Annotated in this window: 1 pseudogene; it reads left to right on the plus strand. The window is 38.8% G+C overall.

Annotated features, from left to right (window positions below):
* Window positions 1–263, plus strand: a pseudogene (locus ACNQ0W_RS25750) (hypothetical protein); the annotation flags it as partial.

Here is a 263-nt window from a genome sequence, read left to right on the forward strand (position 1 = left end):
GTTTAAACACAGTATATTCCTGCGAATATATGCGGGGCTGGTAATTCTTGTTGTTTTGGTAGCTGTTTTTGGGTATTTACTGGTACAAATTATCAACTACCAACGCGCACAAGAATACCGAGAATCTTTAACTGATGGTATTTCTTATGTCATTAGTGAAGGAGTCGCTCGACAACCTGGGAAGCAGCAAAAAATAGATTGGATTTCTGACGCATCTGATTTGCTCGAACTTCCAATTTATTATACCGATGCAAGTAAGGTTG

Source organism: Enterobacter cloacae complex sp. 6730903 (genome assembly GCF_048283985.1).
GTDB lineage: Bacteria > Pseudomonadota > Gammaproteobacteria > Enterobacterales > Enterobacteriaceae > Enterobacter > Enterobacter hormaechei_C.